The sequence below is a fragment of the uncultured Stenotrophomonas sp. genome, assembly GCF_963519925.1.
Taxonomy (GTDB): Bacteria; Pseudomonadota; Gammaproteobacteria; order Xanthomonadales; family Xanthomonadaceae; genus Stenotrophomonas; species Stenotrophomonas maltophilia_AE.
This window is the reverse complement of record NZ_CAUQPH010000174.1, coordinates 1-6,458: the sequence shown is the minus strand read 5'-3', so window position 1 is coordinate 6,458 and position 6,458 is coordinate 1. Positions and strand designations below refer to the sequence as shown.

Here is a 6,458-nt window from a genome sequence, read left to right as displayed (position 1 = left end):
GGCGGCTGCGGGCAGCGGCTCGAAGGTGATGTCCGGCAACGACGGCGGCGGCACGTTCCCGGGCGCCGGCGCGGCGGGGGTCACGGCGATCTCCACCGGCGTGGCCACGGGCGCGTCCCAGCCGGTCAGCTCGACGTGTTCCGGGGCGACTGGCAGCGCTTCGGCGCTGGCATCGGTCGGCACCGCGTTCTCGTCCGGCAGCGGCCAGTAGCGCAGCGTTTCCAGGCTGGTGCGGGTGATGTCGAGGATGTCCTCGCGCCCCTGCCGGCGTTCGCGCAGGGCTTCGAGGTAATACTCCAGGCTGGCCATGGCATCGGCCAGCGTGTCCAGCTGGCGCCCGCTGGGGACGCGCTGGCGGCCGATCAGTTCGACCGAAATGTACTGGCGCACGCCCTGCAGGTAATCGGCCGGGGTCGCCAGGTCGAGCATGCGCAGCGCGCCGGCGACCTCGCCGAGCAGGCGCGGCACTTCATGCAGCTGCTGGTGGTTCCAGTTGGTCTCGATGAAGGCGACGAAATGTTCGCGCGCCGCGGCGAAGTTGGCGATCGCTTCGTGGGCGAGGATTTCCACGGTGCGGCGGCCTTCGGCCGCGCTCGGGTCGTCTTCGCCGCTGCCGCCGGCGCCCAGGTGCGCCACCTGATCGTCCAGCGAGGCGTCCACGTACAGCAGGGCGCCGGCGATATCCAGCAGCAGGGTCTCATCGATCTGCTGCTCACCGCTCACCACGCCGCGCAGCGCGTCGCGCTGCTGCACGACCACGCCACGGGCCACGCCCAGGCCCATCATGCCCAGCGTGTCGGCCACGGCGCCGAGTTCATCCACCTGGGTCTGCAGCTGGGCCGGCTCGCCGCCGGTACGCAGGTGCAGGTCCAGCGCGTCCTTGATGCGCAGCAGTTCTTCCTTGACCGCGTTGCCGACGGTGTCGAGCAGCTCGCGGTTGCGACCGCTCAGGCTGCCGCGCGCATGGTCCAGTTCGGCCTCGGTGGCGGTGGCGCTGTCCGGGGCGAACGCGAACAACACGCTTTCATTGATGCCCGGCGCGCCGCGCGCGGCACGGATGTCGTTGAGCAGCGGCAGCAGCACGATCGGAATATCGCGGTGGCCGTTCTGCAGGCGCTCCAGGTAATCGGGCAGCAGCACGCTGCCGCGCATCAGGGTGGCGCAGGCTTCGTCGCGGTCGGGTACCTCGCCGGCGCCGATGGCGTTGGCCAGCTGTTCCATCTCCTCGGCGACCATCGCCGGGGCGTACAGCTCGACCATGCGCAGGGTGCCCTGCACCTGGTGCAGGTAGCCGGCGCAGAAGCGCATGCGGCTGCCATCGGCCGGATCCTCGGCGTAATACTCGACCTCGTTGCGCACCTGGCGCAGGGTCTCGTCCAGCTCCGGCTTGACCCAGCCCAGGGCGGCGTTGCTCATGGCATCGCGCAGCGTGCTCATGCCGGGTCTCCCGGCAGGGGCGCGCGCGTGTCGTGCTGTGATTTCTCGCGATGCATCATCTGCTGATTCCTTCCCTCTCCGCCCTGCCCGCGGCTCACGCCGGCAGCTTGAAGTCGGCAACCGAGCGGCGCAGGTCGGCCGCCAGCTGTGCCAAATGACCGATCGACTCGGCGGTCTGTCCCGCACCCTGCGAGGTCTGGCCGGTAATCTGACGGATCACGCCCATGGTGCGGGTGATGTCGGAGGCGGCGGACGACTGCTGCTGGGCGGCGATCGAGATGTTCTTGATGAGGTTGTTGAGCGCGTTGGACACGCGTTCGATTTCGGTCAGCGCAGTACCGGCGTCTTCGGCCAGGCGTGCACCGGACACCACTTCGGCGGTGGTCTGTTCCATCGAGCTGACCGCTTCGTTGGTATCGGCCTGAATCGCCTGGACCAGGTTTTCGATGCGTCGGGTCGCACCGGAGGTGCGTTCTGCCAGGCGCTGCACTTCGTCGGCCACCACGGCGAAACCGCGACCGGCTTCACCGGCCGACGCTGCCTGCACGGCCGCGTTCAGTGCCAGGATGTTGGTCTGCTCGGAAATGTCGTTGATCAGTTCCACGATCGAGCCGATTTCCTGCGAGGACTCGCCCAGGCGCTTGATGCGCTTGGAGGTTTCCTGGATCTGGTCGCGGATCTGGTCCATGCCCTGGATGGTTTCGCGCACCACGCCGGCACCCTCGGCGGCGATCACCACCGAGCGCTGTGCCACGTCGGCAGACTCGGCCGAGTTGCGCGACACCTGTTCGATGCTCGATGCGATTTCGCCGATGCGGTCCGACGCCGAGGTGATCTGGTTGGCCTGGTGGCCGGCCGCTTCGGCCAGCTGCATGGCGGTGGCCTGGGTTTCCTGGGTGGACACGGCGACCTTGGCCGAGGTGTCGTTGATGGTGGTCACCAGGTGGCGCAGTTCGTCCACGGCGTAGTTGATTGCGTCGGCGATGGCGCCGGTCATGTCCTCGGTCACCGAGGCCTTCACGGTCAGGTCGCCTTCACCCAGCGAGCTGATTTCGTCCAGCAGCCGCATGATCGCCTGCTGGTTGCGGCTGTTGAATTCCACCTGGGTCTGGTAACGCAGTTCCTGTTCGCGCGAACGGCTGCGCACGGTGCTGCTGACGAAGCCGATGATGGCGATCAGCGACAGCGCGCCGGAGATCACGCCCAGCCAGAAGTTCGGGAACAGGCGGGTGTCGCGCACCGAACCGAACGAGGAGAAGGCCTCGAACAGCTTCTTGCTGTCGTCCAGCATCTTGCCCGAGCCGGCGGTCAGCGCCGCGGCCGAGGACTGCGCCGAGAACAGCTGGCGCGAGCTGGCCAGGATCGCGTCGGCGTCCTGCTTCATGGTGTCCCACTGCTTCTGCGACTGCTCCAGCGCGGCCAGCGCGCCGGCGTTGCGGACCGGAGCGATGCCCAGTTCCTCGTTGCCGTTGCGCAGCGCGTCCAGCACCTGGGTGAACACCACCGAGTCGCGGGCCAGCGCGTCGCCCGCGGCGGCGGCGTTGCCACCGCCGGCGCGCATTTCAGTCACGCGGCGGGCCATCGAGCCCACCACCACGACCTGCTGCAGCGCGTTGTACACCTGCGACGCCGGCGCACCGCCGGCCGACATGGCGCGGACCACTTCATTGAGCTGGGCCTGCAGCGCCGGAACGCCGTTGACGAAGTTGTTGGCGTTGCCGGCCAGGGCCAGCACCGCCGGTTCGCTGGCGACCAGCTGCGCCGCGCTCTTGCCGAGCGGCTCCCAGGTCTGGGTGAGCTGGTTGAGCGGGCCGGACACGTTCGCTTCGCTGCCGTAGCGGCCCTGCAGGCTGCTCACGGTGCTTTCGATGCGGGTCTTGGTGTCCTTGAAGGCGGTGAAGGCCTGGGCGTTGCCCGAGACCGCTTCACGGCCCTGGTTGGCCAGCTGCTGCGACAGCACCTGCAGGTCGGCCGCGCCGGTGCTGGCGCCGGCCAGGCGACTGCCCTGCCAGGTGGCCACGCCGGTGTTGAGGCCGAACACGATCAGCGACAGGGCCAGCAGACCCAGCCAGAAATTGGTGCCTACCGAGCCCAGCTTGCCGGCCTTGGCGGTTTCCGAAGAAGTACTCATCGTTCAACCTCGATCTTCAATACGGTAAGGAAGGCAGCAGCGTTCATGCCGCGGCCTGCCTGAATTCGGGGGTACGCGACAACAGCGACAACGAGAACACGCCCCAGTCGCGCCCGTCGCCGTGGAAGGCGCGGTCGACGAAATGGGCATAGCGGCCGCTGGCCAGTTCGCCGATGCCGGTGTCCTGCTCCAGCTCGAAGCTGCGCTGTCCGAACAGCTCGTCGATGGTCAGGGCCACGTCACCGCCGGCCTGGCGCATGATCAGCACGCGCTGCCCTTCCTGCTGCACGGTGCGCTCGCCTTCCATGAAGTACTTCAGGTCGACCACCGGGAACAGGTTGCCGCGCAGGTTGCCCACGCCCAGCAGCCACGGCTGTGCGCCGGGCACCGGAGTGATCGGCGGCATCGGGACGATTTCCACCACTTCGCGGAAGTCCGACACCAGGTGGCGCTTGCCGACCCGATAGCCGACGCCGCGCCACAGGTCCTGGGAGAACTGCCGCTCGGGCAGCTGCACCGCATGGGCCAGGCTGCGCCGTTCGTAGGCTTCAAGGATGTCGAAGGGAGAACGCATCAGGACACCAGTTGGTTGATCTGCGCGATCAGCTCGTCCTCGCGCGGTGGCTTGACCATGTAGGCGGCCGCGCCCTGGCGCAGCCCCCAGGCCTTGTCGGTTTCCATCGCCTTGGTGCTGACGATGATGACCGGGATCGACCTGGTCTTCTCGTCGCGGTTAAGCGCGCGGGTGGCCTGGAAGCCGCTCATGCCCGGCAGCACCACGTCCATCAGCACCAGCTGCGGGTGGTGTTCCTGTACGAGCTTGATCCCGTCCTCGGCGTTGCTGGCCTCGAGCACTTCGTGCCCGGCCTTGGTCAACCATTGGATGAACACCGCCCGGTCGGTCGGTGAGTCCTCGATCAGAACGATTCGAGCCATTGTGCCTTTCCCCCCTGGTCAGGCGTTTACGTATGTGCGGATGGCACCCAGCAGTTCTTCACGCGTGAAAGGCTTGGTCAGGTACTGCTCCGAGCCGACGATGCGCCCGCGCGCCTTGTCGAACAGGCCGTCCTTGGAGGACAGCATGATCACCGGCGTGGACTTGAACAACTGGTTGTTCTTGATCAGCGCGCAGGTCTGATAGCCGTCCAGGCGGGGCATCATGATGTCGACGAAGATGATCTGCGGCTGTTGGTCGGCAATCTTGGCCAACGCCTCGAAACCATCGTTCGCCGTCACCACCTCGCAGCCTTCGCGCTTGAGCAGTGTTTCAGCGGTACGTCGAATGGTCTTCGAATCGTCGATGACCATGACCCTGAGCCCTGCGAGTTCCCCACCCGCAGTCATGTTTTCAGTCATTACCTTTTCCCCGAGCGCGCGACGCTTCTGCTTTGGTCCGGCGCCGCTGCGAAAGCGTATCTATATCCCACCACGCGGCCGTCATCAAGGGTGTGCTTCCCAAGCCGCGCCAGACACACCTCCCGGGCCGCCACCGGGGCCGGAACTGCGCAAAGCGTGAAGACGCCGGATGCTGCGTTCCGCCGCCCGGGGCAGGCAGCGCGGACGCATTGCCGCTACCATCAGCGCCTGCCCGCCAGGTTGCGACCATGCCGTTGAATGTCATCGTGGTGATGGACCCCATCGCCCATATCAAGATCGCCAAGGACACCACGTTCGCCATGCTGCTGGAAGCGCAGCGCCGTGGCCACGCCCTGCACTACGTCAGCCCCGGCGGCCTGGCGCTGCGCGACGGCGTGGCGGTGGCCCGCACCGCGCCGCTGCAGGTGCGCGACGACAAAAGTGACTGGTTCACGCTTGGCGAATTCAGCCAGACCACGTTCGGCCCCGGCCAGGTGGTGCTGATGCGCAAGGATCCGCCGGTCGACGCCGAATTCATCTATGACACGCAGGTGCTGGGCGTGGCCCAGCAGGCCGGGGCGCTGGTGGTCAACGACCCGCAGGGCCTGCGCGACTACAACGAGAAGCTGGCCGCCCTGCTGTTCCCGCAGTGCTGCCCGCCGACCCTGGTCAGCCGTCGCCACGCCGACCTGAAGGCGTTCGTGCTCGAACACGGCCAGGCCGTGCTCAAGCCGCTGGACGGCATGGGCGGGCGTTCGATCTTCCGCAGCGGCACCGGCGACCCCAACCTCAACGTGATCCTGGAAACGCTGACCGACGGCGAGCGCAAGCTGGCCCTGGCGCAGAAGTTCATCCCGGACATCACCGCCGGCGACAAGCGCATCCTGCTGGTCGATGGCGAGCCGGTGGACTACTGCCTGGCGCGCATCCCGCAGGGCGACGAGTTCCGCGGCAACCTGGCCGCCGGCGGCCGCGGCGAAGGCCGTCCGTTGAGCGAGCGCGACCGTTGGATCGCCGCCCAGGTGGGGCCGGAAATGAAGCGCCGGGGCATGCGCTTCGTCGGCCTGGACGTGATCGGCGACTACCTGACCGAGGTCAATGTCACCAGCCCCACCTGCGTGCGCGAGCTGGATGCGCAGTTCGGCCTGAACATCGCCGGCACCCTGTTCGATGCGATCGAGGCCAGCCTGCCGCGATGAGCACGGTGGTCGATCCGAGGGTGCCGCTGCAGGCCCACGAATCGCATCGCCTGGGCGCGACCCTGGCGCTGTCGCTGCTGGTGCATGCGCTACTGATCCTGGGGGTGGGCTTTGCGGTCAGCGACAACGCGGCACTGGTGCCCACCCTGGATGTGATCTTCAGCCAGACCCAGACGCCACTGACGCCCAAGCAGGCCGACTTCCTGGCCCAGGCCAGCCAGCAGGGCGGCGGCGACCACGACAAGGCGCAGCGCCCGCGCGACAACCAGGCCGGGATCGTGCCGCAGCCGCAGGCGGGGCTGTCGCCGGTGCCGCAGCAGCGCCAGGATGCAGCG

The 6,458-nt window shown here is 67.7% G+C and carries 6 protein-coding genes and 1 pseudogene; 2 read left to right on the top strand and 5 right to left on the bottom strand.

Annotated features, from left to right (window positions below; genetic code table 11):
• From RWO33_RS18410 to pilG, 5 genes are all read right to left on the bottom strand, one after another.
• Positions 1-1,437, bottom strand: a 1,437-nt coding sequence (locus tag RWO33_RS18410; protein ID WP_314106676.1) for an Hpt domain-containing protein, incomplete at its 3' end; no start/stop codon positions are given.
• A gap of 94 nt (positions 1,438-1,531) precedes the next feature.
• Entirely contained in the window at positions 1,532-3,568 is a 2,037-nt protein-coding gene (locus RWO33_RS18405) for a methyl-accepting chemotaxis protein (RefSeq protein WP_145479458.1), read from the bottom strand.
• Positions 3,569-3,611: 43 nt separating this feature from the next.
• Entirely contained in the window at positions 3,612-4,142 is a 531-nt protein-coding gene (locus RWO33_RS18400; RefSeq protein ID WP_145479457.1) for a chemotaxis protein CheW, read from the bottom strand.
• Positions 4,142-4,504, bottom strand: a complete 363-nt coding sequence (locus RWO33_RS18395) for a response regulator (protein ID WP_314106673.1) — start codon at positions 4,502-4,504, stop codon at positions 4,142-4,144. Before RWO33_RS18395 ends, RWO33_RS18400 begins: the two co-directional genes overlap by 1 nt.
• A gap of 18 nt (positions 4,505-4,522) precedes the next feature.
• Positions 4,523-4,924, bottom strand: coding sequence for a twitching motility response regulator PilG (gene pilG, locus RWO33_RS18390; RefSeq protein WP_145479455.1), 402 nt, complete (start codon positions 4,922-4,924; stop codon positions 4,523-4,525).
• 248 nt (positions 4,925-5,172) lie between these two features.
• On the opposite strand from pilG, the gene gshB reads away from it, so the two are divergent.
• Both gshB and RWO33_RS18380 read left to right on the top strand, forming a co-directional pair.
• Positions 5,173-6,123 carry a glutathione synthase gene (gene gshB / locus RWO33_RS18385; protein WP_314106670.1) on the top strand — a complete coding sequence of 317 codons (951 nt, stop codon included), beginning with the start codon at positions 5,173-5,175 and terminating at the stop codon, positions 6,121-6,123.
• A pseudogene (locus RWO33_RS18380) lies at positions 6,120-6,458 on the top strand (energy transducer TonB); the annotation flags it as partial. The gene gshB and the pseudogene RWO33_RS18380, both read left to right, overlap by 4 nt.

Excerpts from the sequence above, each read along its gene's own strand:
- RWO33_RS18405 (WP_145479458.1), bottom strand. The coding sequence starts at position 3,568 with ATGAGTACTTCTTCGGAAACCGCCAAGGCCGGCAAGCTGGGCTCGGTA.
- RWO33_RS18400 (WP_145479457.1), bottom strand. The coding sequence starts at position 4,142 with ATGCGTTCTCCCTTCGACATCCTTGAAGCCTACGAACGGCGCAGCCTG.
- RWO33_RS18395 (WP_314106673.1), bottom strand. The coding sequence starts at position 4,504 with ATGGCTCGAATCGTTCTGATCGAGGACTCACCGACCGACCGGGCGGTG.
- pilG (WP_145479455.1), bottom strand. The coding sequence starts at position 4,924 with ATGACTGAAAACATGACTGCGGGTGGGGAACTCGCAGGGCTCAGGGTC.
- gshB (WP_314106670.1), top strand. The coding sequence starts at position 5,173 with ATGCCGTTGAATGTCATCGTGGTGATGGACCCCATCGCCCATATCAAG.